The organism is Streptomyces pseudogriseolus, assembly GCA_002154585.1.
Taxonomy (GTDB): Bacteria; Actinomycetota; Actinomycetes; order Streptomycetales; family Streptomycetaceae; genus Streptomyces; species Streptomyces pseudogriseolus.
This window is the reverse complement of the sequence record MUNG01000626.1, coordinates 1-393: the sequence shown is the minus strand read 5'-3', so window position 1 is coordinate 393 and position 393 is coordinate 1. Positions and strand designations below refer to the sequence as shown.

1 protein-coding gene is annotated in these 393 nt (G+C 73.0%); it reads right to left on the bottom strand.

The window, feature by feature from the left end; translation table 11 throughout:
• The coding region (locus tag CCN29_RS36630; RefSeq protein WP_442538665.1) for a hypothetical protein at positions 1 to 393 on the bottom strand (393 nt) is incomplete at both ends.

The following is a 393-nucleotide window of genomic DNA, read 5'->3' as shown; positions in this document are numbered from 1 at the left end:
GCGTCGACCTCTTCCCGTTCGACGTGCTCGTGGCGCAGCGACGTCAGCGCGGGCAGGACCGCGCCGAGGGCGTCTTCCGGCACGCTGAGGCGGCCGGCCAGCTCTTGGGGGTTCGTCTCCTCGACGATCGACCAGAAGGCGTCGTCCGCGGAGGACGTGCGAGCCGCCGAGGCGGCCGTCGCGGCGGCCTGAGGGTCGACGGTGGGCCAGTACCGGGTGCGTTGGAAGGCATACGTGGGCAGGTCCACCTGGGCGTGCGTACGGAGGGTGGGCAGCGCCGTCCAGTCGACGGTGCCACCGCTCACGTGCAAGGCGGCCAGTCCGCGCAGAAGGGCCAGGTTCTCGCCGGTGTCGCGGCGCAGCAACGGCACGCAGAGGGGGGTGTCGGGGGTG